At 64.2% G+C, this 23517-nt stretch carries 20 protein-coding genes; 12 read left to right on the plus strand and 8 right to left on the minus strand.

What is annotated here, in order from left to right; genetic code table 11:
* The first annotated feature begins 35 nt into the window (after positions 1–35).
* From AC1RTQ_RS21865 to AC1RTQ_RS21875, 3 genes are read left to right on the plus strand one after another with little or no spacing between them, the layout of a single operon-like run.
* The gene (locus AC1RTQ_RS21865; RefSeq protein ID WP_492878874.1) at positions 36–1040 is read left to right on the plus strand and encodes a glycosyltransferase family 2 protein; all 1005 of its coding nucleotides are present in this window, start codon (positions 36–38) and stop codon (positions 1038–1040) included.
* Complete coding sequence (locus tag AC1RTQ_RS21870; RefSeq protein ID WP_492878876.1) at positions 1037–1453, plus strand: GtrA family protein; 417 nt, start codon at positions 1037–1039, stop codon at positions 1451–1453. Before AC1RTQ_RS21865 ends, AC1RTQ_RS21870 begins: the two co-directional genes overlap by 4 nt.
* Positions 1450–2277 (plus strand): ChbG/HpnK family deacetylase, encoded by an 828-nt coding sequence (locus AC1RTQ_RS21875; protein ID WP_492878878.1) that lies wholly within the window; start codon positions 1450–1452, stop codon positions 2275–2277. The genes AC1RTQ_RS21870 and AC1RTQ_RS21875 overlap by 4 nt, the downstream gene beginning before the upstream one ends.
* On the opposite strand, the gene AC1RTQ_RS21880 is transcribed toward AC1RTQ_RS21875, so the two are convergent.
* Positions 2274–3746, minus strand: a complete 1473-nt coding sequence (locus AC1RTQ_RS21880; protein WP_492878880.1) for an aminotransferase-like domain-containing protein — start codon at positions 3744–3746, stop codon at positions 2274–2276. The two genes, AC1RTQ_RS21875 and AC1RTQ_RS21880, sit on opposite strands and share 4 nt — an antisense overlap.
* Positions 3747–4127: 381 nt before the next feature.
* Between AC1RTQ_RS21880 and AC1RTQ_RS21885 the strand changes: the two genes are divergently transcribed.
* Together AC1RTQ_RS21885 and AC1RTQ_RS21890 are read left to right on the plus strand one after the other, a co-directional pair.
* Complete coding sequence (locus AC1RTQ_RS21885; RefSeq protein ID WP_492878882.1) at positions 4128–5306, plus strand: aminotransferase-like domain-containing protein; 1179 nt, start codon at positions 4128–4130, stop codon at positions 5304–5306.
* Positions 5307–5524: 218 nt separating this feature from the next.
* Positions 5525–6451, plus strand: a complete 927-nt coding sequence (locus AC1RTQ_RS21890) for a PhzF family phenazine biosynthesis protein (RefSeq protein WP_492878979.1) — start codon at positions 5525–5527, stop codon at positions 6449–6451.
* A gap of 3 nt (positions 6452–6454) precedes the next feature.
* Here AC1RTQ_RS21890 and AC1RTQ_RS21895 read toward each other — a convergent pair whose 3' ends face one another.
* The 3 genes from AC1RTQ_RS21895 to AC1RTQ_RS21905 all read right to left on the minus strand — a co-directional run bounded on the left by AC1RTQ_RS21895 (position 6455) and on the right by AC1RTQ_RS21905 (position 10167).
* Positions 6455–7114: an ABC transporter ATP-binding protein gene (locus AC1RTQ_RS21895; RefSeq protein WP_034353083.1), complete on the minus strand. Its 660-nt coding sequence runs from the start codon at positions 7112–7114 to the stop codon at positions 6455–6457.
* Positions 7115–7280: 166 nt separating this feature from the next.
* A complete protein-coding gene (locus AC1RTQ_RS21900) occupies positions 7281–8933 on the minus strand; it encodes an ABC transporter permease (protein ID WP_302093042.1) in 1653 nt (550 codons plus the stop codon).
* A 205-nt stretch (positions 8934–9138) separates the two neighbouring features.
* Positions 9139–10167: an extracellular solute-binding protein gene (locus tag AC1RTQ_RS21905; protein ID WP_304350631.1), complete on the minus strand. Its 1029-nt coding sequence runs from the start codon at positions 10165–10167 to the stop codon at positions 9139–9141.
* A 283-nt stretch (positions 10168–10450) separates the two neighbouring features.
* Between AC1RTQ_RS21905 and AC1RTQ_RS21910 the strand changes: the two genes are divergently transcribed.
* The 3 genes from AC1RTQ_RS21910 to AC1RTQ_RS21920 all read left to right on the plus strand — a co-directional run bounded on the left by AC1RTQ_RS21910 (position 10451) and on the right by AC1RTQ_RS21920 (position 12713).
* Positions 10451–11128 carry a histidine phosphatase family protein gene (locus AC1RTQ_RS21910; protein ID WP_492878885.1) on the plus strand — a complete coding sequence of 226 codons (678 nt, stop codon included), beginning with the start codon at positions 10451–10453 and terminating at the stop codon, positions 11126–11128.
* A 47-nt stretch (positions 11129–11175) separates the two neighbouring features.
* Positions 11176–11625 carry a hypothetical protein gene (locus AC1RTQ_RS21915; protein WP_409811504.1) on the plus strand — a complete coding sequence of 150 codons (450 nt, stop codon included), beginning with the start codon at positions 11176–11178 and terminating at the stop codon, positions 11623–11625.
* 101 nt (positions 11626–11726) lie between these two features.
* Positions 11727–12713, plus strand: a complete 987-nt coding sequence (locus AC1RTQ_RS21920; protein WP_492878887.1) for a Bug family tripartite tricarboxylate transporter substrate binding protein — start codon at positions 11727–11729, stop codon at positions 12711–12713.
* A gap of 632 nt (positions 12714–13345) precedes the next feature.
* Here the strand turns inward: AC1RTQ_RS21920 and AC1RTQ_RS21925 are convergent.
* Positions 13346–14221, minus strand: a complete 876-nt coding sequence (locus AC1RTQ_RS21925; protein WP_492878889.1) for a creatininase family protein — start codon at positions 14219–14221, stop codon at positions 13346–13348.
* 96 nt (positions 14222–14317) lie between these two features.
* Between AC1RTQ_RS21925 and AC1RTQ_RS21930 the strand changes: the two genes are divergently transcribed.
* On the plus strand, positions 14318–15970 hold the full coding sequence (locus AC1RTQ_RS21930) for an MATE family efflux transporter (RefSeq protein WP_492878891.1): 1653 nt from the start codon (positions 14318–14320) through the stop codon (positions 15968–15970).
* On the opposite strand, the gene AC1RTQ_RS21935 is transcribed toward AC1RTQ_RS21930, so the two are convergent.
* A complete protein-coding gene (locus AC1RTQ_RS21935) occupies positions 15957–16931 on the minus strand; it encodes a Bug family tripartite tricarboxylate transporter substrate binding protein (RefSeq protein ID WP_492878893.1) in 975 nt (324 codons plus the stop codon). The two genes, AC1RTQ_RS21930 and AC1RTQ_RS21935, sit on opposite strands and share 14 nt — an antisense overlap.
* 205 nt (positions 16932–17136) lie before the next feature.
* On the opposite strand from AC1RTQ_RS21935, the gene AC1RTQ_RS21940 reads away from it, so the two are divergent.
* On the plus strand, positions 17137–19425 hold the full coding sequence (locus AC1RTQ_RS21940; protein ID WP_492878895.1) for a protein-disulfide reductase DsbD family protein: 2289 nt from the start codon (positions 17137–17139) through the stop codon (positions 19423–19425).
* 30 nt (positions 19426–19455) lie between these two features.
* On the opposite strand, the gene AC1RTQ_RS21945 is transcribed toward AC1RTQ_RS21940, so the two are convergent.
* Positions 19456–19842, minus strand: a complete 387-nt coding sequence (locus tag AC1RTQ_RS21945; RefSeq protein ID WP_012836833.1) for a VOC family protein — start codon at positions 19840–19842, stop codon at positions 19456–19458.
* A 348-nt stretch (positions 19843–20190) separates the two neighbouring features.
* Between AC1RTQ_RS21945 and AC1RTQ_RS21950 the strand changes: the two genes are divergently transcribed.
* Positions 20191–20706 (plus strand): hypothetical protein, encoded by a 516-nt coding sequence (locus tag AC1RTQ_RS21950; RefSeq protein WP_492878897.1) that lies wholly within the window; start codon positions 20191–20193, stop codon positions 20704–20706.
* Positions 20707–20768: 62 nt separating this feature from the next.
* Here AC1RTQ_RS21950 and AC1RTQ_RS21955 read toward each other — a convergent pair whose 3' ends face one another.
* Positions 20769–21635: a GNAT family N-acetyltransferase gene (locus AC1RTQ_RS21955; RefSeq protein ID WP_492878899.1), complete on the minus strand. Its 867-nt coding sequence runs from the start codon at positions 21633–21635 to the stop codon at positions 20769–20771.
* A 216-nt stretch (positions 21636–21851) separates the two neighbouring features.
* On the opposite strand from AC1RTQ_RS21955, the gene hemE reads away from it, so the two are divergent.
* Positions 21852–22967, plus strand: a complete 1116-nt coding sequence (gene hemE / locus AC1RTQ_RS21960; RefSeq protein WP_302093031.1) for a uroporphyrinogen decarboxylase — start codon at positions 21852–21854, stop codon at positions 22965–22967.
* The last annotated feature ends 550 nt before the right edge of the window (positions 22968–23517 follow it).

Below are 23517 nucleotides of genomic sequence, written 5' to 3' on the forward strand. Positions count from 1 at the left end.
GCAAGCAGTTACAGACTTGCGCGAAAATCCTGCCCATGACCGATCTTCATGCCGAATATGCACCCGCAGCCCCGCCAGCACAATTGCCGCGCCAGCCGCTGAGGCTGAGCTGCGTGGTGCCGGCCTATAACGAACAAGCCAATATCGAGGGCTTTTTGCGTGCGCTGGCCGAGACGGTGCGGACTTTGACTCCTGATTTCGAGATCGTGGTGGTCAACGACGGCAGCCGTGACGCCACGCATGAGTTGAGCCTGCGTCTGGCGCAGGAGCTTCCGCTGCGCTATCTGGCCTTGTCGCGCAACTATGGCAAGGAAGCCGCCCTGACTGCCGGCATAGACCACGCCAGAGGCAACGCCGTGCTGCTGATCGACGCCGATTTCCAGCATCCGCTGGAGATGCTCGGCGAGATGCACGGGCTGTGGCAAGCGGGTTACGAGATGGTCTACGGCGTGATTGCCGACCGCGGCGCAGAAAGTGGCGCCAAGCGCATGGGCACCCAACTGTTCTACCGCGTGATGAACTCGGGCAGCGCGGTCAAGATGCCGCCGAACGCAGGCGACTTCCGCTGGATGGACCGCAAGGTCGTCGATGCCCTCAAGGCCTTGCCTGAAAACAACCGCTTCATGAAGGGTCTGTACGCCTGGGTCGGCTTCAAGACCGTGGCCCTGCCCTTTGTCCCCAAGGACCGTGCGGCAGGCAACTCCAGCTTCAATCTGCGCCGCCTGGGATCGCTGGCGCTGCTCGGGCTGACCTCCTTCACCACCCTGCCCCTGCGCATCTGGAGCATGGTGGGTGCCGGCATTTCCCTGCTGGCTCTGGCCTACGGCCTGTGGATTGCGATTGAAGCCCTGTTCCTTGGCAACCCTTTGCGCGGCTGGCCCACGCTGGCTGCCAGCATCATGCTGTTTTCGGGCGTGCAGCTGCTGTCCATCGGCATTCTGGGCGAGTACATCGGCCGCATCTACGAAGAGGTCAAGCGTCGCCCCATTTACCTGGTGGCGCATGACGAAGACCGCAGCCCGCTGCGCGAGCCATCGTGATCGCGCACGCGCTGCAAAGCCTGCGCCGCCTGCCGCAGCTGCTGCAGTTCGTACTGGTGGGCGGCTCGGCAGCGGCCACGCATCTGGCGGTGGTCGGCCTGCTGGTCTCACTGGGCGGCATGCCGCCGCTCTGGGCCAATGTGCTGGCGTTTCTGGTGGCCTTTGTGGTCAGCTACAACGGTCATGCCCTGCTCACCTTTTCGGCAGCGCAGGCCAGAGGCTGGCCGGTGGTGGCGAAATTCTTTGCCGTGGCCTGCCTTTCCTTTGTCGCCAATGAGGCGCTGTACTACATCGCCCTGAACTGGCTGCACTGGCATTACTTCTGGAGTCTGGCCGCCGTGCTGGTGCTGGTGGCCATAGGCACTTTTGTCATGAGCAAGTTCTGGGCCTTCAAGGCAAGCAGCGCCGCATGAGTCACATGAAAAACACCCGCGCCATCCTGCTGTGCGCCGATGATTACGCCCTGCATCCGCTGGTGAACGACGCCGTGCAGCAACTGGCGCTTGCCGGTCGCCTGTCGGCCACCAGCTGCATGACCACTTCGCCTCTGTGGCCGCAAGCCGCGCCGGCACTACGGGAGTTGCGTCCCCGGCTCTCGGTGGGTCTGCACTTCAACCTGACCGAAGACCATGGCGGACAGCATGACGCCCAGGCACTGGGCAAGGTGCTGCGCCGGGCCTATGCAAGGCAGATGCCGCAAGATCTGATGCGCAATGCCTGGCGCGAACAGCTCGATGCTTTCGAGCGGGTCATGGGCACGGCCCCGGACTTCATCGACGGCCACCAGCATGTGCATCAGTTGCCCGGCCTGCGCGCTGCCATGCAGCAGGAACTCCAGGACCGCTATGCCGCGCGCGAGATGCCCTGGGTGCGCTCCACGGCGCCGGCCGCTGGCCTGTGGCGCAGTCCCAAGGCTGCCATCATTGCCTTGCTGGGCGGCTGGGCCACCACCCGGCGGCTGCGCCATGCAGGCATTCCCATGAACCATGGTTTTGGCGGCGTCTATGGCTTTGATGCGCCCGACACGGCCAGCTACGGCAGGCAGATGGCCGCCTGGCTGCCGCATATGGCGGCCGGCGGCCTGCTGATGTGCCACCCGGCCAGCGGCGTGGTGCCGGGCGACGCCATAGGCAGGCAGCGCCCCGTGGAGTTCGACTATCTGATGTCCGACGCCTTTGGCGAGCTGCTGCAGCGCAGCGGCTGTCATATCCATCAGGGCCCCGTCCAGCTGGGCTAGGACTTCTGCGCCTGGGCCCGCATCTGGGCCACCGCGCGCTCGAAGACGCGCCAGAAGGCGGCGTCCTGCGTGGTCGCGAAATTGATGCGCATACAGGTGCTGGAGCCCCGGCTGGCATGGAACATGGCGCCCGGGGCGATCATATAACCCTGATCCAGCAACAGCTGGGTCAGCACCTCGGTATCCACGCCGGTATCCACCCAGCCGAACATGCCCGCAGGCTCGGCCACAAAACGGCAGCCGGCTGCCTGGGCCAGCGCCACGCTGCGCGTGCGCGCCTGGGCCAGATGCTGGCGCAGCCGCTCGGCATGTCGGCGCAGCTGGCCTTGCTCCATGCACTGGGCCAGGGCCTGCTCCATGGGGGTCGGCGTGGACAGGGTGGACAGCAGCTTGGTGTCCAGCAGTCTCTCGACCAGCTCGGGCGGCGCTGCCAGATAGCCCAGGCGCCAGTTGGGCACCAGCACCTTGGCAAAGCCGCTGATGTAGATGCTGCGCTGCAGCCGGTCCAGCACCGACACACGCGGCGCGTGATCGGCAGCGATATGGCAGTAGCTATCGTCCTCCACCACATAAAAGCCGTGGCGCTGCGCCATCTGCAGCACCTCATGGGCGCTGGCCGCGCTCAGGCTGTAACCCGTGGGGTTGTGCAGCACGCTGACACTCACATAGAGCTTGGGGGCCATGGTCTCGCAATAGCGCTGCATCACCGCCATGTCCGGCCCCTCGGGCCCGCGCGGCACCGGCAGCACGCGCATGCCCATGGCGGCCAGGCGGGCATATTCCACGGCCCAGCCCGGCTCTTCCACCATCACCGGATCGCCGGGCTGCAGCAGAGCCCGGCTCACAATGTCCAGCGCCTGGGTCGCGCCCAGGGTGGTGATGATCTGGCCCGGCCCCGCCGCGATGCCTATGCGTTGCAGGCGCCGCGCAAGCGCCTCGCGCAGCCGGCTGTCGCCCATGGGTTCGCCATAGCGCACCAGCGATTCGCGCAGCGCCTGCCCGCTGGTGACCTTGCGCATGGCCGCTACCAGAAAGCCGGCATCCAGCCATTCGGCGGGCAGCACACCGGCACCGGGCTGGGGTTTGCCGGCCACACTCTCCACAAACATGCCGCGAATCAGCATGGTGGCGTTGATGCGCGTGCCCGGCGGGATGCCTACGGGAGTATTGACCGCTCCCTCATTGAGAGCAAACTGCGCCTTACCTTCCTGCATCTGAAGCGGATTTTGCACAATATCCCGTACATAGAAGCCGCGTTGCGGTCTGGCCTCGACCAGTCCCTGGGCCTGCAACAGGTCGTAGGCGGCCACCACCGTGTAGGGGCTCACGCCTTGCTGGCGCGCACATTCACGCACCGAAGGCAGGCGCGCACCTGCGGGCAGCAGCCTTGTGCGTATGCGCTCGGCCAGACGCTCTGCCAGTTGCTGGGTCAGGGTCAGGGCCGCCTGGCGGGACAGGGAGATGGACATGGTGATGGGCAGCGAACTGTATTGAAGCGAATACCGATACAGAAGCCATAATTGTGAGACTGTCTGTATAGGCACTGTAATGGTCTCAAGCGTATATTGAGTCCATCAACCGCTCTTGGCCGCCCTCCACACAGGGCTATGGTCACGGTCTGCGGCCTCACCGACTGCAGACCAAACGTCGCAATTGCCCGCCAGCCCACACAGGCAAACCGGCCGCGACACAATAAGCCCCACCTGCTGGTGCATGGTTGCAGCGCTTTGTGCGCCGCAGCGATTGCATCCCGAGCCCCAAGCTCAGGCCGGCACATGCCCGACAATGGCGTGAGAATGCACACTGGCCAGCCCTGCCCGGGCTGGCAACGTAGAGATCGAGTACTGTTTATGACAACCTGGACGCTGGCAGAACGTGCTGCCAAGATGAATTCCTCCGCCATCCGCGAGATCCTCAAGCTGACCGACCGCCCCGGCATCATCAGCATGGCTGGCGGCCTGCCTTCCCCCAAGGCCTTCCCCCTGGACGCGTTCACCGAGGCCTGCCAGACCGTGATGCAGCGTGACGGTGCCGCAGCCCTGCAGTACTCGACCACCGAAGGCTTTGCCCCGCTGCGTCAGGCGATTGCCGACTTCCTGCCCTGGAGTGTCGATCCCGAGCAGATCCTGATCACCACCGGCAGCCAGCAGGCGCTGGACCTGATCGGCAAGGTGTTCCTGGACAAGGGCAGCCGTCTGCTGGTTGAAAAGCCCACCTACCTCGGCGCCCTGCAGGCTTTCACTCCCATGGAGCCCGTGGCCGTGGGCGTGGACAGCGATGACGAAGGCATGCTGATCGACGACTTTGCCAAGCAGATCGGCAGCGGCGCCGACAAGGCCCGTCTGGCCTATGTGCTGCCCAACTTCCAGAACCCCACTGGCCGCACCATGAGCGATGCGCGCCGCCAGGCTTTGGTCGACAAGGCCAGGGAAATGGACATTCCCCTGGTCGAGGACAACCCCTACGGCGACCTCTGGTACGAGCAGGAACCTCCCCTGCCCCTGGCTGCACGCAACCCCGAGGGCGTGATCTATATGGGCTCGTTCTCCAAGGTGCTGGCCCCGGGCTTGCGCATCGGCTTCATCGTCGCGCCCAAGTCCGTGTACGGCAAGCTGACCCAGGCCAAGCAGGCGGCCGACCTGCACACCCCCAGCTTCAACCAGCGCGTGGTGGCCGAAGTCATCAAGGACGGCTTCCTGGACCGCCATGTGCCCACCATCCGCGCCATGTACAAGGTGCAGCGAGATGTGATGCTGATGGCCCTGGAGCGCGAGATGGCCGGCCTCGACGTGCAATGGACACGTCCTGTGGGCGGCATGTTCCTCTGGGTCAAGCTGCCTGCCGGCATGGACGCCCAGGCCCTGCTGGCCAAGGCCGTGGAGCGCAATATGGCTTTTGTGCCCGGCGCGCCCTTCTACGCCGGCGATGCACAGAACAACACGCTGCGCCTGTCCTACGTGACGGTGTCTGCCGAGCAGATCAACGTCGGCATCAAGTCTCTGGCTGAGGCCATCAAGGCTAGCCTATAACTGGTACACACCCCCTGAGGCGCTGTGCGCCTTCCCCCTCTCTCGCTTCGCGGGAGGGGGACGACAGCCTCGCTGCGGGGCGGCCCTTGCTCGCTGTCCCTGATCGGTGATGGCAAGATGCATGCCTCATCAACCGGCCCTGCGCCGGTTTTTCTTTTTGCCGACAATCGCTGCCCATGTCTGCTCCAGCCCCCCATGCCGCTCTATCCCGTCCCTATATGACCGTGGACGTGTTCACGCACACCGCGCTGCTCGGCAACCCCGTGGCCGTGGTGCTGGGCGCCGATGGCTTGAGCGATGCTCAGATGCAGGCCTTTGCGTGCTGGACCAATCTGTCGGAAACCACCTTTGTGCTGCAGCCCGGCACAGCAGCGCTGGCCGCAGGGGCCGACTACCAGCTGCGCATCTTCACGCCTGCGGGCGAGCTGGCTTTTGCTGGCCACCCCACGCTGGGCAGCTGCCATGCCTGGCTGGCCCAGGGCGGCCAACCGCGCAACCCCGAGCAGGTACTGCAGGAGTGCAAAAAAGGCCTGGTGGCCATTGGCTGCAATGCACAAGGCGCTCTTTTTTTCGAAGCACCCTCACTCGACTCTCAGGAGATTTCCGAAGAGGAACTGGCACCCGTTCTGCAGGCACTGGGCCTGCAGCGTGAGCAGTTGCTGGTGGCACGCAGCCTCGATAACGGATCGCCCTGGCTGGGCCTGCTGCTCGATCACCCGGACACCGTGCTGGCGGTGGAGCCCGATTTTGCGGCGCTCAAAAAGCTCGATGCCAAGGCGGGCCTGGCTGCGATTCACGAGCCTGAAGAGGCGGCTGTGCTGATAGGCCGCTCCAGTCGCGAAGCGCGCGCCTTTGCCAAGCAGGCCGAAGAAGCCGTTCAAGAAAGAGTGACCCCAGCCCAGCCACGCCTCGAAGTGCGCGCCCTGATAGGGGAGACCGCGAACGAAGACCCTGTCACCGGCAGCCTGAATGCTGCGCTGGCCCAATGGCTGACGGGCGAAGGTCTGCTGCAGACGCCCTATATCGCCGCGCAAGGCGTTTGCGTGGGCCGTGACGGACAGGTTCATGTCCAGACCGCCGCCAACGGCAAGCTCTGGGTGGGCGGGCACACCGTGACCGTCACATCAGGCCGCGTCCTGCTTTAAATCTCAGAGCTGGACCGGCGTCATCCGGCAGATCTGGTCGGCCATGGTTTCAGCCTCCTGCGCGTTGTGCGTGACCAGAATCGCCGTCTGCCCGGTGGCCCGAAGAATGTCGCGCACCTCCAGCGTCAGGCGCTCGCGCGTGGCGGCATCGAGATTGGAAAATGGCTCATCGAGCAGCAGCAAGGCCGGAGACGGTGCCAGGGCTCGCGCCAGCGCCACACGCTGCTGCTGACCGCCGGACAACTCGTGCGGGAACTTGCTGCCTGAATTCGCCAGCCCCACCACGGCAAGCAGCTCCTGCACACGTTTGTCGCGCTCTGGCTTGCCCATGCGGCGCAGGCCGAAGCCCACGTTCTGCACTGCCGTCAAATGCGGGAACAGCCCATACTCCTGAAACATCATGCCCACATGGCGCTGCTCGGGAGGCAGATGCGTGCCGGGGCCGGAGAGCAATACCTCGCCCAGATGAATGCTGCCCGCGCGCACCGGCTCAAAACCCGCAATCGCTCGCAGCACGGAGGTCTTGCCGCAGCCCGAGGGCCCCAGCAAGCTGGCGATATGTCCGGCAGGCACCTGCAGATCAAAGCCTTGCAGCACGGTGTGCAAGCCCTTGGGCGTGTCGTAGCCCAGTTGCAGCTGCGCAATTTGTAGAGAGGCGGTCATGCAATCACTTCATACGACTTACGCAAAAACAGGTTCAGGCAAGACGACTGCCTCGGCAGGCAGGCCGTTCTTGCATTCTTGTTTGCATAAGTCGTATTCATCCTATTCATTTTCAATAGCTGCTTGCGCAATATAAATAAGCACCGCAGCCGATGCTCATGCGTCTTCATCGCTGCCCATCAGACAGCTGCGTGCGCGCCAGCAGCATGACGGGAACCAGCCCCGCGACCACAATGCACAGCGCGGCGATCGCGCCCTCCTCATAGGTACCGCGCGCGGCTTCGGCATAGAGCCAGGTGGCCAGGGTGTCGAAATCGGCCGGGCGCAGCAGCAAGGTGGCGGGCAGCTCCTTCATGGCGTCGACAAATACCAGCATGGCACTGGTGGCCATGGCAGGGCGCAGCAGCGGCAGGTGTACGCGCCGCAGGGTGCCCAGGCGGCTTTCGCCCAGCAGGCGTGAGGCCTGCTCCAGCGTCGGCGGGATACGGGCCAGTCCGGCCTCGATACCGCCCACGGGCATGACCAGAAAGCGAATCACGCAGGCAGCCACCAGCACAATGCCCTGCCCCATCAGCGGCAGGCCGTCCATGCCGAACAGCTGGGCCAGCCCGGCGTCGAAGGCCAGCGCCGGCGTCAACAGGCCGATAGCCAACACCGTGCCCGGCACGGCGTAACCCAGCGCCGCCAGCTGCGCTGGCCAGCGCGAAGGCGCTCGCGTGCTGACGCCGGTGCGAGTGGCCCAGGCCACGACAAGACCCGCTGCTACCGCGATCACGGTCACACCCAGCGCCAGCCCCAACGTGTTGAGCAGACTGGATACCAGGCCCTCGGAGACACCCGAGCCCTGCACCAGACGCTTGCCGCTTTCCCAAGCCAGATAGGCCGCTGGCGCAGCAAAGCCGATCAGCACCGGCAGACTGCAGGCCAGCGTGGCCAGCCAGGCGCTGCCTGGGGGCAGGCGGTGCGGCGCTATGGCCCTCATGCGCTGGGCCGAGCCAAAGCGCTGACGACTGCGGCCCTGACGCTCCAGCCAGACCAGTGCCACCACAGCCAGCAGCATGGAGCAGGCAATCTGCGCGGCACCGGCCAGATCGGAGCGCGTGACCCAGGTGGTGTAGATCGACACCGTGAGCGTGTGCACGCCCAGGAACTCGGACGCACCGATATCGTTGAGCGTCTCCAGCAGCGCCAGACTCAGGCCCACGACCAGCGCCGGCCGCGCCATGGGCAAAGCCACGCGCCAAAAAGCACCCCAGCGGGTCTCACCCAGCGAGCGAGCGGCCTCCATCAGATGCGCCGGCTGGGTCATGAACATGGCCCGCGCCGTCATATACACATAGGGGTAGAGCGTGAACCCCAGCACAAAGATTGCACCGCCCATGGAGCGCAGATCGGGCAGGCGCCACTGGCGCGGGCTGTCGTAACCCAGCAGCCAGCGCAGCGCCCCTTGCACCGGGCCTATGGGGTGCAGCAGATCCAGATAGGCAAAGGCCACGATATAGGCCGGCATGGCCAGCGGCAGCAGCAGTGCCCAGTGCAACCAGCGCCGCCCCGGAAAATCACAGGCCGTCACCAGCCAGGCACAGCCCGTGCCCACCACCAGCACCACCAGGCCCACCCCGCCCAGCAGCCAGGCCGTATTGGCGGCGGCATCGGGTAGTACATAGCGCAGCAGATCCTGCCAGTGCGCCCAGTCCGCCCCCAGCGCCAGCCAGGCCAGCGAGGCAATGGGCGCAAACACCCCCAGCGCAATCAACCAGCTTGCGCCCTGCCACACCGGCCCGACGGGCCGCAGCCCCGAACGAAGATAAGAAAACATCAAGACAAAACGATCACAGCAAGACCAACGCCCCAGAAACAGATATGCCCCAGCGAAGGGGCTCATACAGGAGCGCAATGCTAAAACAAGCATGCTCCGAAGCAAGGGACAGCGAGCAAGGGCCGCCCCGCTGCGATGCTGTCGTCCCCTCCCCTAGCGCGCAGCGCCTAGAGAGAGGGGAAGCGGCAAAGCCGCTCAGGGGTGTTTACTTGTCAAACCCCACCTTGTCGACCAGCATGCTGGCAGCCTTGCGGTGCTTGGCGATCTCGGTCAGCGGCAGCGGATCGATCTTGATCTCGCCAATGCTCTGGGCCACCACGGGGTCCAGCGCCACGCCCTTGCGCACAGGGTGCTCGTAGTTGGCCTGGGCGTACATGTTCTGGGCTGGCTCCGAGACCAGGAACTCCAGCAGCTTCACGGCCTGATCGCGGTTGGGCGCGTGCTTGGCCACCGAGGCGCCGCTGATATTGATATGCGTGCCGCTCTTGGGGTCGTCGAAGCTGGGCTTGACGACCTTGATGGCATCGCCCCACTTGCGTGCGTCGGTACCTTCCTTGGCCGCCTTCATATGGCCCACGTAATAGGTGTTGGCCAGACCCACATCGCAGATGCCGCCCAGAATGTCACGCGCCACGTCGCGGTCGCCGCCCGTGGCCTTGCGCGCCAGATTGGCCTTGACGCCCTTGAGCCACTGCTCGGTCTTGGCTTCGCCGTCATGGGCAATCATGGCCGCAATCAGCGCCGTGTTGTAGGGGTGCTGGCCGGCACGGCTGCAGACCTTGCCCTTGAACTGAGGCTTGGCCAGGTCTTCATAGCGGAAGGCGCCGATCTTCATGTCCTTTTCGGCATACAGCACGCGGGCCCGCATGGACAGCGCAAACCACTGGTTGTCTGCGGCGCGCAGCTGGGCCGGAATGGCCGCTTCCAGCAGGCTGGACTTGACGGGCTGGGTCACGCCACCGTCCACCAGATCCACCAGATTGCCGATATCCACCGTCATCAGCACATCGGCAGGCGAGCGCTGGCCTTCGGCCTTGACGCGCTCCAGCAGGCCGTCCTTGACGAACACCGTCTTCACACCGATCTTGGTCTGCGCCGTGAAGGCCGCCAGCAAGGGCTGGATCAGGGCCGGTTCACGGGTGGTGTAGAGCGTGATGTCCTCGGCGTGTGCGGACAGCGCAGGGGCGCACAGGCTGGCAACGGCGGCCAGTGCAAACAGGGGTCGTCGAAACATGAAGGGCTCCAGAAGGTGAACAGGCATAAAAAACACGCTCCGCCTCGAAACTAGCAAGCCTCCTGCAGCCAAGTGCAGGAGGCCCGTGAACCAGTACCGAAAACGGAGCGTGTTTTTATGTTTTTGAGAATCGCTCTCAACTATCTTAACCGAGCGCCAGGCCATGCCCGCGCCTCAATCCCGATCCGGGATACGGAAATGCGAACCAGTCCGCTGTCACCCAAGCGCCACCTGGTCGCAGGCATGACAGCGCCGCAAGCGGCCAAGGGCCAACATCCGCGCCATGGGAAACCTCTACCTTGTGCGCCATGGCCAGGCCTCGTTTGGCGCGGATGATTACGACCAGCTCAGCCCACGCGGCCAGGAACAGGCCGTGCGTCTGGGTGAATACTGGCGTGAGCGAGGTCTGAAGTTCGACGCCGTCTATGCGGGCACGCTCAAGCGCCATCAGCAGACGCTGGCCGGCATCGTCCAGGGCCTGGGCAGCGCCTCCAGCGCCGAGGCACAAAGCCGCCCCGGACTCAACGAGTACGACAGCGAAGCCCTGCTGCGCGCCATCCACCCAGCCCCCTTGCCCAGGCCCGATACGCCCGAGCTGTACCGCCATCATTTCCGCCTGCTGTGCGACGCACTGGCGCAATGGATGGGGGGCACCATCAGCCCGCAGGGCATGCCCGACTGGAACGGCTTTGCGGACGGCGTGCACCAGGTACTCGAGGAAATACGCCACCAGCACAGCGGCCAGAACGTGCTGCTGGTCAGCAGCGGCGGCCCTATCTCTGCTGCCGTGGGCCAGGTGCTTGGCACCGCGCCCGAGGTGACCATTGCCCTCAATATGCGGCTGCGCAACATTGCCGTGACCGAGTTCAGCATCAGCCCCAAGCGCCTGATGCTGCAAAGCTTCAACACGCTCAACCATCTCGATAGCGCCGAATACAGAAGCTGGATCACCAGCGCCTGACCCCCTCAGGCCTGGAGCCGGCCAACGCAAAGTGCTACAAAGCCGGCATGGACTCCATCTTTCTCACCCTTGGCGATACGGCGCTGACACTCGACATCGGCTCGCAGCAACATCGGCTACCCATAGGCCTTGCCACCCTGGTCAAGGCATTTGGCCAGCACATGCCCAATGCGCTGACGCTGGAAAACGCGATTGCCGATGTGGAAGATGCCATCATGCCGGCCGGGCGCTGGCTGCCTGCAGGTGCCCGCATGCTGCAAACGGCAGACCCGCTGCTGAGGCAGTTGATCCACAGTGCCACGGCCGACCCGCAAGCCACGCAGGCTTCGCGCGATGCGATCGAGAACCTGTTCGAGTTGCTGGCGCGCCAGGCCCAGCAGTCCGGCCATGCCGACCCGCAGTTGCCGCAGACCGCTGAACATGCAGCCGCCCTGCTGATACTCCGCGAGGCCATGCATCACTGGGGGCTGGCCGCCCTGCAAGCAAGCGGCAACTAGCCATACCTGTGCGGCATAGCAGACAGAACGCTTTGCTGCTGCCTCCGGGGGGCGTTCAGCGGCACACTCTGTGGATAAAAGTTTCAGACAGAAGGACAAGCATGAAACGCCGCAGTTTTACCCAGTCTCTGATCAGTGCCGCAGCGGGGGCTGCCCTGCTGAGCGGATTTGCCGCCACCTCCCAGGCCGAAGGCCTGTCCAACCGTCCTATCCGCATCGTCGTGCCCTTCGGTGCCGGCGGCGTGGCCGATGTGACGGCCCGTGTGGTGGCCCAACAGCTGTCCACCCAGCTCGGCCAGCCCGTGGTCATCGACAACAAGCCCAGCGCGGGCGGTATTGTGGCGGCCGATACCGTGGCCAAGGCTGCGCCCGACGGACATACCTTGTTTCTCATGTCCAACGGCAGCGCCGTCACGGTGAACCTGTTCAACAACCTGCCCTTCGACATGGTCAAGGACCTGACGCCCATCTCCACGCTGGGCTACTTCGACATTGGCGTCATCACCGATGCCAAGTCGCCCTTCAAGAATCTGGGCGAGCTGGTGAGCTATGCCAAGGCCAATCCCGGCAAGCTGAATCTGGGCAGCATCAACGTGGGCAGCACCCAGCATCTGGCGGCCGAGCTGTTCAAGACCACGGCCGGCATCGATGCCCAGATCGTGCCCTTCAACGGCACCCCCGCCGTGGTGACCGCGCTGCGCGGCAAGCAGATCGATGCGGCCGTGGAAATTCTCACGCCCATCATGGGCCAGATCAATTCCAAGGCCGTGAACCTGCTCGCGGTGACGGGAGAGAAGCGCTCGCCGCTGCTGCCCAATGTGCCCACGGCCCAGGAATCCGGCGTCAAGGGCTTTGTGGCCTCGTCCTGGAATGCGCTGGCTGCGCCCTCCAAGACACCCGCCCCCGTGATCGCGCGTCTGAACAAGGAAATCAACGCCGCCCTCAACAACCCCGAGGTCGCCAAGAAGCTGCGCGAACTGAATGTGCAGGCCCAGGCCAGCACGCCCGAGCAGACCGCCAAGCTGCTGCAGTCGGAAATCAAGCGCTGGGGCGATGTCATCACCACAGCAAAGATTGCTAAACAGTAAGCACCCCCTGTGGCGCTGGCGCGCCTTCCCCCTCTCTGGTGCTTCGCACCGGAAGGGGACGACAGCCTCGCTGCGCGGCGGCGCTTGCTCGCTGTCTCTTTGCGGACCACGCCAGTTTTTCAGGGCGTTGACAGAGGCTGCGGCCGCTGCCCTACGGTGTCTGCGAGCAGATCTATGGCGCTGGCGCGCCTTCCCCTCTCTGGTGCTTCGCACCGAAAGGGGACGACAGCCTCGCTGCGCGGCGGCGCTTGCTCGCTGTCTCTTTGCGGACCGCGCCAGTTTTTCAGGGCGTTGACAGAGGCTGCGGCCGCTGCCCTACGGTGTTGCGAGCAGATCTATGGCGCTGGCGCGCCTTCCAGCTCTCTGGTGCTTCGCACCGGAAGGGGACGACAGCCTCGCGGCGCGGCGGCGAGGGCCGCCCTGGTCTTGCTCGCTGTCACGCACATGGAGCACGCCAGTTTTTGGCGGCTTGCGTTGAACGAGGCTCGCGATGAAACAGATTTTTGCAGTGGCCTTTCAGGGCCTTTCTGTTTTTGCTATCTTTAAAGTAGCTTATATCGCTTTATAGCATTGATTTTCAATACAAAATGCATCTCGAATGCATACCGATATTGCGCAATAAGCTCCTGAATTCAAAGCGGCTGCGGCTGGTTCCCCACCGTGCTCAGTGGCAGGTCATGAATCTCGCCCAGCAACCTGACCAGGCCCTGCGCCGATGAACGCACCATGGCCGCGCCTCGCTCGGCCGTCGCGGCGGCGGAATTGCCCACGGCTCCGACCGGGTTGTAGTCCTCGATGGCCCAGCCCAGCTTGGCGCTGCGGCCATTGCCGATGAAGTGGTATTTGCCGGCCCGCAGCTCCGAGCTGGAGGCGAAGTTCTGCGCACGATCCATATGCACGGTCTCGGGCGCCAGATGCAGCATCATCGAAGTCTCCACTTCGCCGCCGTGAACCCCGAAGCGATGCTCATGCGCGCAGAACTGCTGGTTGGCCGCGTCGTCCACCAGCCCGAACCAGCTGGCGCTGTAGACCAGCAGGCCATGCCGGATGCGCAGCTCGCGCGCAACGATGTCCATCACGCTGACCTGGCCGCCATGGCCGTTGAGCAGCAGCAGCTTCTTGATGCCGGCGCGTGCCACGCAGGCGCCCAGCTCCGTCCACAGCGCAATCAGCGTGGCGGGCTGCAGGCTCAATGTGCCCGCATAGTGCGTATGCTCGACCGAAAAGCCGATGTTCTGCGGCGGCAGAAACAGCACTGGCAGCTCGGCAGGCAGCTGCGCCAGAGCGGCATCGATGACGCCATCTATCAGGCTGGCATCCACCGACAGCGGCAGGTGCGGCCCATGCTGCTCCACCGCCGCCACGGGCAGCACGGCCACGGTATCAGCGGCCAGACCATTGCTCTGGGCCAGGGCAAAGTCATGGGCCGAGGCCTGGGCCCAGAAGCGTGACGGCCAGCGGGGAAGCGCGCTTGCGGGAGTGGTCGGGATATTGCTCATGGCCATCATCGTAGCTGCGCCAGCTCCACAAAACCACGTCTCGCTCCCGACTTCGGTCCGGCCTCCCGTCATCCGCAACCGGACGACATGCCCCACAATGGCCCGATGCCTGAAGCCTCCGCAAGCGCCCCGCGCCAGAGTGCGCGCACCGCCACCTCCAAGCCCCAGACCCGCGACCTGACCCAGGGCCCGATTGCCAGCACCTTGCTGGTCTTTGCCCTGCCGATTCTGGCCGGCAATGTGCTGCAGTCGCTCAACGGCTCGGTCAATGCCATCTGGGTCGGCGGTCACCTGGGCGAGGCCGCGCTCACGGCCACCGCCAATGCCAACAATGTGATGTTTGCGCTGATCGGTGCGGTGTTCGGCATCAGCATGGCGACCAATATCCTGATTGCCCAGAGCATTGGCGCGAAAAACATCGCGCAAGCCAAGCGGGTGCTTGGCACCAGCGCTACGTTTTTTGGTGTTGTTTCACTGCTGATTGCCTTGCTGGGCTGGCCACTTTCGCGCCATCTCATGCAGTGGATGAGCACCCCCGAGGCGGCGCTGCCGCTGGCCGAGGCCTATCTCAAGGTCATCTTTCTGGCCATTCCGCTGCTGTTCATGTTCAGCTTTGTGACGGCGGCCCTGCGCGGCGCGGGAGACACCCGAACGCCGTTCTGGTTTCTGCTCGTCGTCGTGGCACTGGACATGGCGCTCAACCCTGTGCTGATCTTTGGCTGGGGGCCCGTGCCGCGCATGGGCATCCAGGGCTCGGCGGTCGCCACGCTGATTGCCAATGCCGTGAGCTTTACAGCCCTGCTGGGCTGGCTGCGTCTGCGCCGCCACCCGCTATGGATAGGTCGCCGGCAGTTGGGGCTGTTCAAGCCCGATCTGACGATTGTGCGCACTCTGGTGGTCAAGGGCCTGCCCATGGGCGTGCAGATCGTGATGATCTCGCTGGCCATGATCGCCATGATCTCCATGGTCAACGAACACGGCGTGCAGACGGCATCTGCCTATAGCGCCGCGCTGCAACTGTGGACCTATGTGCAGATGCCGGCCATGGCCATGGGCGCAGCCTGTTCGTCCATGGCGGCGCAGAACGTGGGCGCGGGCCTCTGGAAGCGTGTCAGCGCCACGGCCCATGCCGGCATGCTGGGCAATCTTGCGCTGACCGGCAGCCTGATCGCCCTCATCGTGCTGCTGGACCGCCATGTGCTGGGCTGGTTTCTGCCCGGAGGCAGCCCATCGCTGGAGGTGGCCCGCCACCTCAACCACATCGCCATCGGCTCTTTCCTCTTCTTCGGCGTGACGTTTGTGCTGGCCGGTGTGGTGCGTTCCACGGGGGCGGTCATGGCGCCGGTGCTCATTCTGGCCATTGCCATGTGGGGCATACGCGTTCCCGTGGCACGCTGGCTGCAACCCGTGATGGGCGTGGATGCCATCTGGTGGAGCTTTCCCATCAGCTCCGTCTGCTCCATGCTGATGATGCTGGCCTACTACCGCTGGGGCAACTGGCGCAAGGCGCACATGCTGCCGGCTGCAGCCCAGTCTCCGGCACAGCCCGCAGGGATGGAGGTGCCGGCGCAGGCCCAGGCGAGCGAGGAGTTCGAAGCACAGGCACCCGTGGACAGCGATGCGCTGATGGCCCGGGCCGCCCCCTGCGAGCGCATCGCCATCCCGGCCGAAGTGGGCGGCCAGCCGCCCAGTACCGTGGCCACCCTCGCCACGGATGCGGGTACGGGTGCGCCGCCGCGCGACGCTAACCCAGGGTGATGCCCGTTTCCTTGACGACGCGCTTCCAGCGCTCGTGGTCGGCGGCGATGAGCCGTCCGAACTCTTCGGGCGTGCTGCGCCGCGGCAGATAGTTGTAGCCGGCGAGCCTGGCCGTCACATCGGGCATCTGCATGATCTTGTCCATCTGCTGGGCCAGATAGCCCACGATCTCCTGCGGTGTGCCCTTGGGCGCCAGCAGGCCCGACCAGGAGCTGAAATCCATGCCCCCTATGCCCAGCTCGCGCAGCGTGGGCACCTGCGCCAAGGCCGGTGCACGCTGGGGCAGCAGCACGGCCAGGGCCTTGACCTTGCCCGCGCGAATCATTTCCACCGAGGTGAAGGAGTCGAACGAGAAGTCCACCTCGCCCGCCACCACGGCCTGCATCTGCGCGCCCGTGCCCTTGTACTGGGCATTGACGATGCCGGGCACCTCGACCACCTTCTTGAACTGCTCGGTGATCAGCGAAATCATGCTGCTGCCCGAGGAGGCGCTCAGCGGTCGGCCCTGCCTCGCCATGGCGATCAGCTCCGGCATGCTGTTGACAGGCAGGTCCTTGCGCGCGATCACCACAAAGCCCACATCGCACAGATGACTGATGGGCTCGAAGCTGGCCAGCGCCTCGTAGCTGGTCTTGTAGAGCACGGGACTCAGGGTCTGCGCTCCTGCCGTGTTCATCAGCAGCGTGTAGCCATCGGGCGCGGCGCGGGCCGCCAGCTCGGAGCCAATGACACCGTTGGCGCCGCCCTTGTTGTCGACCACAAAGGACTGGCCCGTGATTTCGCCGAGCTTTTGCATGGCCAGCCTCGCCACCACGTCCGTGGTGCCCCCGGCTGGAAACGGCACGATGACCCGTACCGGCTTGTCCGGATAGCCGGGCGCTGCGGCCGCATGCCAGGGCAGCGCGGTGGCAGCACAGGCAGCCGAGGTGGCAAGAAAGCGGCGGCGTGAAGTATTCACCATAATACTTGTCTCCTGTCATTGCCCGGCAACGGACTGCTGCGACCGGCTCCGGCTGCGGGCTGTTTGAGCCTTGTAGGCCAGGCCATGATGGAGTCCACCCGCGCCTTCTGTCCAATACCATGCGCCTATGCAAGCATTGGTTTTGCCAATCGGCCGCCCCCATGCAGGGAACCAAAAACACCGCCACCGACTCCCACCGTCCGCCATGTCTTCTCAAGCCCCTTCCCTGACCGCCGGACCCCGCAGCCTCTCGCAGCACCTTTCACTCTGGCTGATGCTGGCGCTGACCGTCTGGGTCTGTGCCTTCTCCACCGGTGCCAGCGCGCAGATCCTGCTCAAGAATGCAGCTTCGGGTGGTGCCACCGTACAGACACCGCGCGTGCAGGCCGAGCTGGTGGCCCAGGCCCCCGAGGGCATTGCCGCCGGCCAGATCTTCTGGCTGGGGCTGAAGATCACCCATCAGCCCGAATGGCATACCTATTGGAAGAATGCCGGCGATTCGGGCCTGCCCACCGTGCTGCAGTGGCAGTTGCCACCAGGCCTGGAGGCCGGCCCCATCGGCTGGCCGCTGCCTCATGCGCTGCGCGTGGGGCCCCTGGTCAACTATGGCTATGAGGACACGGTGCTGCTGCCCGTGCCCATCAAGGTCGCGGCCGATTTCAAGGCACCGGCCTCCGGCATGGTGGATGTGGGCCTGGCCGCAGAATGGCTGGTCTGCCGCGTGGAATGCATTCCCGAATCCGGCAACTTCCAGCTGCAGATCCCCGTTCAGGGCAGCAGCGCCTCGCAAAGCCAGGCCTTTGTGCAGGCCCAGGCCGGCCAGCCCCAGACGCTGAACCAGAGCGGCCAGGCCCTTGTTGAGTCCGGCAAGGCCGAGGGCGCGAACCTGCCCGACGACCGCGTGACACTGCGCATACCCGGACTGCCCGCCAGCCTGAGGGGCAAGACACTGGAGTTCTATCCCGAGAATTCCGACACCTTCAAGCATGCCGCAGAGTCAGGCAAGGACTGGAAGCAGTACTGGGACGGTGAAGTATGGGTGGGCGAGAACATGCCCCTGTCCGATATGCGCGGCGAAACTGCGGCGCAACTGGCCGTGGTGCTGGCCCTGCCGCCCGCTGAGCGCGCTGCCGCGCTGCAGCGCGGCGAAAGCGCTGGCTGGCGCAGCGAGCTGGCCGTGCAGGGCCGCTGGAGCGCCCCCGCGCTCGCAGGCGTTTCTCCGGCCCTGGCCGCAGCGCTGGAGGCCAACAAGACCGCTTCACAACCCGCAACGACAGGCAATACGGCCACTGCAGGCAGCCTCTGGGCAGCACTGCTGGGCGGTTTGATCGGTGGCCTGATCCTCAACCTCATGCCCTGCGTGTTTCCCGTGCTGGCCATCAAGGTACTGGGGTTTTCGGGTCATGGCCAGAACCGCCATGCCCAGAAACTGAGCGGCCTGGCATATACCGCAGGCGTGGTGCTGTCCTTTGTGGCACTCGGCGCACTGCTGCTGGGCTTGCGCGCGGCGGGCCAGCAGCTGGGCTGGGGCTTCCAGCTGCAGTCGCCCGTGGTGGTGTCGCTGCTGGCGGCGCTGTTCACCGTGCTGGGACTGAATCTGGCCGGACTGTTCGAGTTCGGCAATCTGCTGCCCAGCAGCATTGCCAGCGCCCAGGCGCGCAACCCGATGCTGGACTCCTTTCTCTCAGGCGTGCTGGCCGTGGCTATCGCATCGCCCTGCACAGCGCCCTTCATGGGTGCCTCGCTGGGCTTTGCCATCGATATGCCAGCGGCGCAGGCGCTAACGGTGTTTGCGGCGCTTGGCATGGGGATGGCCCTGCCCTATCTGCTGGCCAGCTTCGTGCCCGCAGTCGTGAGCTGGTTGCCCCGCCCCGGGCCCTGGATGCAGACCTTCCGCCACGCAATGGCCTTCCCCATGTTTGCCACCGTGGTCTGGCTGGTCTGGGTGTTGGGTCATCAGGGCGGCATGGATGCAGCGGCGGCCCTGCTGGCGCTGCTGCTGGTGCTGGCCGCGCTGATCTGGGCCCTGGGCCTGCGCGGCAAGAGCCGCCTGAGCCTCGGAGCGCTCGCCTTGCTGCTGGCCGTTGGCGTGGCCTATTACGCCCTGCCGCTGATCAAGGCAGAACCTGTGGATCAGGTCAGGGCACAGGTCGGCGAACTCTGGCAGCCCTGGTCCGCAGACAAGGTTCAGTCGGCCCAGACTTCGGGCCAACCGGTGTTTGTGGACTTCACGGCCGCCTGGTGCGTGACCTGCCAGGTCAACAAGCGCACCACGCTGAACAATGCAGAGGTACTCGCCGCCTTTTCACAGCACCAGGTGCAGTTGCTGCGCGCCGACTGGACACGCCAGGACCCGGCCATCACCCGGGCACTGCAATCGCTGGGGCGCAGCGGCGTACCCGTCTACGTGCTGTACCTGCCCGGCAAGCCGCCTGTGGTGATGAGCGAGTTGCTCTCCAAGAGCGAGGTACTTGACGCACTCCAACAGATCTAGGCCATTGCTGCGCGCAGAGCATGACGCAATTCAGGCTGGCGCCACTTCCTCGTGCAGGCAGAGGTAGTTACCTTCCGTGTCCTTGAACCAGGCAGCCTTCTCGGACCCCAGCACGCAGACATGGTTGACGGTCTTGAAGTCGGGAAAGTCGTAGTCCTCAAACACCACACCCCGGCTTTTCAGTTCCCGAATGCTTGCAGCGATGTCGGGCACCCGGAAGCTGATGGCAGTGTGCTCGGCCTTGGTGCCGCCAGGCTTTGGAAAGAGCGCCAGCGCACTGCCGCCAACCAGGTAGACAAACTTTCCATCGGGCCGCAGCTCTCCTGGCTGCAGACCCAGGCTTTCTTCGTAGAAAGCACGAGCACGCGCCATATCCATCACCGGCAGCATCGTCGTCACAGCAGAATGGCTCAGCATAAGAACTCCTTTGCCCGGCACTGCGGGGGCATGGCCCTGAGTCGAGCAGACCAAGCTTAGTCCCAGGGGTGGGCAGATGCCAGCCCCGGCCAGCTCAATGAACGTGGCGCAATCAACTTTACGACTGGGCACATCGGCCTCGCCCTGCTCAAACCGGCAATACCTGACATGGCTTCGGCCTGGATTGGAGAGCGACTTCAAACAGGCGCACAGTGCCTATGGCACAAACCAGGCAAAAGCTCTAGACTGGAACGGCCCACAAGCCAGGCGCAACCGCAGTTTCCAGCCTTTGCCAGCCTTGCGCGCGTTGACCACTGCGGACTGCCTGAACTGCACAGGAGGTAAGCCATGCATGCCAACCTTATCCACCAGCCGTCTCACAAACGTCTTTGCCTGTTGCGTGCACTGGCGCTGGCCAGTCTGGCAATCGCCGGCCTGGCCCTGCCCTTTGCCTGGGACGTCCTTGCCAGCATCAACAGCATGCCCAAGATGCACTGGTTGCAACAGGCACTGGCGCAGGCTCCTGCCCTCAGCTGGCTGATGATGTTTGTCTGGGGCGGAGCCATACCGGTGGTCTTGCTCAAGAACATGGACCAGACGCCATCACACAAGCTTCGCACCACGGTGGTGATGCTGATCCTGATGTGGATCGCCGTCACCTGGTATGTGCACATGCCGGCCAGCAATCAGTGCAGCGCGCTTTATGGGTCCTGGGATTGGGCCTGCTCTGTTCTGCAATGGGGCTACAGCATGAGTCTGGTGCTGTCCATTGCAGCCTATGCCTTCCTCATGCTGGGCCTGATGGTTACGGCGCTGGGCCTGTTTGCCGAAGGCCTGGAAGATGAGCCCAGCCACGCTGCATGACCCGTCCAGCCATCAAAAAAGCCTGTGGCATGACCACAGGCTTTTTGCGCTCTGCCCTCGCCTCAGGCCTTCATGCGCCCGAACAGTCGGCGGTAGCGAGAGGGTAGATCCTGCATGCGCATCATGATGGGCAGATCGGCCGTATTGAAGTCGCTGTCCCAGGCCGGCGCCCCCAGCACCTTGGCACCGGCACGCAGATAGCCCTGAATCAGCGCTGGCGGCTCGACCTTCAACGCATCAGCCGAGACATTGCTGATACAAGCCAGCTCCTCGGGCAGGGCTACGCGGGGACGCACCTGCAGCTCGGACTCGGCCAGATGGCTCTGGCGCAGTTGCTGCCAGATGCGTGCCGGGCCTTCGCCATGGGCCAGACCCGGGTACTGCATGGGGATGCTGGCGCAGCCCACCATGGCCTCGAGCCGGTTGCGCTGCATGAATTCGGCCAACGCTCCCCAGAGCGCCAGAATCACGCCGCCCTGGCGATGCTCCGCATGCACGCAGCTGCGTCCCAGCTCGACCATCTGCGAACGCCAGGCGTTGATGGGCGAGAGATCGAATTCCTGATCGCTGTACAGACCGCCGGCACGCTGGGCCTGAGCGGGAGTCAGCAGACGGTAGGTGCCGATCACCTTGTTCTGCTCTTCATCGCAGACCATCAGATGCTCGCAGAAATCATCAAAGACATCGATATCGTAGCCAGCCACGGGCGTCTGCAGCACAGCCCCCATTTCTTCGGCAAAGATCTGGTAGCGCAGGCGCTGCGCCTGACGAACCTCATCCAGATGTCGGGCCCAGCGCACCTGCAGGCGCAAAGCGGGCGCGGCAGCATGCACGGGACTGGCGGGTCGATGGGAAAGCGAGGGAGCCGATGACGGTGTCGTCGCGATGCTCTGGCCATTCAGCGCATCAAGAATCTCGGGATGCCTCATGTCTGCTTTCCTCCGGTGTTGGACGCAGTTGGCGGCCTGCCTGTGCCACACGGTGTGTCTGCGTGGCGTCATTGTGGAAAACACAGATGAAGCCCGCGCGACATTTGGATGACGGTTGCATGACAAGCCATGGCAACCGCCATCCCTGCGCAGAGAGCTGAATTGCTGCTCGGGATTGTGGTGAATGGGAAAGCCGGAGTGGGCGACAATCAGCATATGAGTTTCGCCCCCCTGACCAATGACACCTTCCTGCGCGCATGCCGTCGCCAGGCTACTGACTACACGCCCCTGTGGCTGATGCGCCAGGCGGGACGCTACCTGCCCGAGTACAAGGCCACCCGCGCCAAGGCCGGCAGCTTCATGGGCCTGGCCACCAATGTGGACTACGCCACCGAGGTGACCCTGCAGCCGCTGGATCGCTTCCCTCTGGACGCGGCCATTCTGTTCAGCGACATCCTGACCGTGCCCGACGCCATGGGCCTTGGCCTGTCGTTCGCCGAAGGCGAGGGGCCGCGCTTTGCCAAGGTCGTGCGTGACGAGGCCGCCGTGGCGGAGCTGGCCGTGCCCGACATGGACAAGCTGCGCTATGTGTTTGACGCCGTCACCAATATCCGCAAGGTGCTCAATGGCCGTGTGCCGCTGATCGGCTTCTCTGGCAGCCCCTGGACACTGGCCTGCTACATGACCGAGGGCAAGGGCAGCGATGACTACCGCACCGTCAAGTCGCTGATGTACTCGCGCCCCGACCTGATGCACCGCATCCTGGAAGTCAACGCCGACAGCGTGGCCCAGTACCTGAACGCCCAGATCGATGCCGGCGCCCAGGCCGTGATGATTTTTGACAGCTGGGGCGGCGTGCTGGCCGACGGCGCGTTCCAGGAATTCAGCCTGGCCTATACCAAGCGCGTGCTGGCTCAGCTCAAGCGCACCGGTGTCGATGGCAGCGATGTGCCCCGCATCGTCTTCACCAAGGGTGGAGGCATCTGGCTGCAGGACATGAAGGACATCGACTGCGAGGTGCTGGGTCTGGACTGGACGGCCAACCTGGGCAAGGCTCGTGCCATCGTGGGCGGCGAGGTTGGCGGCCCAGGCAAGGCGCTGCAGGGCAATATCGACCCCAATGTGCTGTTTGCCGCACCCGAGCAGGTCGCCGCCCAGGCGCGCGCCGTGCTGGACAGCTTTGGCAAGCCCCATACCGACAAGAGCACCACCGGCCCCACCCATATCTTCAATCTGGGTCACGGCATCAGCCAGTTCACCCCGCCCGAACATGTGGCCGCGCTGGTCGAGGCCGTGCACAGCCACTCGCGCCTGCTGCGCACAAAGGGCTGACTCCACCTGCAACCAATGCCTTCACAGGTATTTGTTGCAGAACAACGGCCCCAATCACCCGATAAGATCAAATGGTTATTGAACGACAATCACTGGCCTGAGATGCAGTAAAGCGGCAGCAAATCATTGATTTCAAATCACTAAATCTCAGACCCTGAAAAATTCGGCGCCAGCAGTGTTTGGCGCTTTTTTATTTTTTCACCGACCTCCGCGTCGATTGACGGAAGTTATCCACATAGGGATGCTCCGAGATAACTGCACGTCTCATGGCTGCTTGCTCTAGTGCTATTTTTTTGAGAAGTTAAGGACTTTGCGCTGCGGTTTGAACGCATTTAGGTTTAGGGAGCTTCTCGGTTGACAGTGACTCGTCGCCTGATTTATGCACAGATATGGCGAGGCAGACTCCCTGCCAACACTCTGCCAAAGCAACCTCCCCATCCCGCCATGAACACATATAAGTCTTTGTTTTAAATAAATTAATTATTCAACCACTCAGTCATCCTGCCGGCTTGCCAACGCAAACAGGACTTGCTCAGGCCTTTCGCGCATA

Source organism: Comamonas sp. GW821-FHT11H03, assembly GCF_058807955.1.

Excerpts from the sequence above, each read along its gene's own strand:
- AC1RTQ_RS21865 (WP_492878874.1), top strand. The coding sequence starts at position 36 with ATGACCGATCTTCATGCCGAATATGCACCCGCAGCCCCGCCAGCACAA.
- AC1RTQ_RS21875 (WP_492878878.1), top strand. The coding sequence starts at position 1,450 with ATGAGTCACATGAAAAACACCCGCGCCATCCTGCTGTGCGCCGATGAT.
- AC1RTQ_RS21880 (WP_492878880.1), bottom strand. The coding sequence starts at position 3,746 with ATGTCCATCTCCCTGTCCCGCCAGGCGGCCCTGACCCTGACCCAGCAA.
- AC1RTQ_RS21885 (WP_492878882.1), top strand. The coding sequence starts at position 4,128 with ATGACAACCTGGACGCTGGCAGAACGTGCTGCCAAGATGAATTCCTCC.
- AC1RTQ_RS21890 (WP_492878979.1), top strand. The coding sequence starts at position 5,525 with ATGACCGTGGACGTGTTCACGCACACCGCGCTGCTCGGCAACCCCGTG.
- AC1RTQ_RS21895 (WP_034353083.1), bottom strand. The coding sequence starts at position 7,114 with ATGACCGCCTCTCTACAAATTGCGCAGCTGCAACTGGGCTACGACACG.
- AC1RTQ_RS21900 (WP_302093042.1), bottom strand. The coding sequence starts at position 8,933 with ATGTTTTCTTATCTTCGTTCGGGGCTGCGGCCCGTCGGGCCGGTGTGG.
- AC1RTQ_RS21905 (WP_304350631.1), bottom strand. The coding sequence starts at position 10,167 with ATGTTTCGACGACCCCTGTTTGCACTGGCCGCCGTTGCCAGCCTGTGC.
- AC1RTQ_RS21910 (WP_492878885.1), top strand. The coding sequence starts at position 10,451 with ATGGGAAACCTCTACCTTGTGCGCCATGGCCAGGCCTCGTTTGGCGCG.
- AC1RTQ_RS21915 (WP_409811504.1), top strand. The coding sequence starts at position 11,176 with ATGGACTCCATCTTTCTCACCCTTGGCGATACGGCGCTGACACTCGAC.
- AC1RTQ_RS21920 (WP_492878887.1), top strand. The coding sequence starts at position 11,727 with ATGAAACGCCGCAGTTTTACCCAGTCTCTGATCAGTGCCGCAGCGGGG.
- AC1RTQ_RS21925 (WP_492878889.1), bottom strand. The coding sequence starts at position 14,221 with ATGATGGCCATGAGCAATATCCCGACCACTCCCGCAAGCGCGCTTCCC.
- AC1RTQ_RS21930 (WP_492878891.1), top strand. The coding sequence starts at position 14,318 with ATGCCTGAAGCCTCCGCAAGCGCCCCGCGCCAGAGTGCGCGCACCGCC.
- AC1RTQ_RS21935 (WP_492878893.1), bottom strand. The coding sequence starts at position 16,931 with ATGGTGAATACTTCACGCCGCCGCTTTCTTGCCACCTCGGCTGCCTGT.
- AC1RTQ_RS21940 (WP_492878895.1), top strand. The coding sequence starts at position 17,137 with ATGTCTTCTCAAGCCCCTTCCCTGACCGCCGGACCCCGCAGCCTCTCG.
- AC1RTQ_RS21945 (WP_012836833.1), bottom strand. The coding sequence starts at position 19,842 with ATGCTGAGCCATTCTGCTGTGACGACGATGCTGCCGGTGATGGATATG.
- AC1RTQ_RS21950 (WP_492878897.1), top strand. The coding sequence starts at position 20,191 with ATGCATGCCAACCTTATCCACCAGCCGTCTCACAAACGTCTTTGCCTG.
- AC1RTQ_RS21955 (WP_492878899.1), bottom strand. The coding sequence starts at position 21,635 with ATGAGGCATCCCGAGATTCTTGATGCGCTGAATGGCCAGAGCATCGCG.
- hemE (WP_302093031.1), top strand. The coding sequence starts at position 21,852 with ATGAGTTTCGCCCCCCTGACCAATGACACCTTCCTGCGCGCATGCCGT.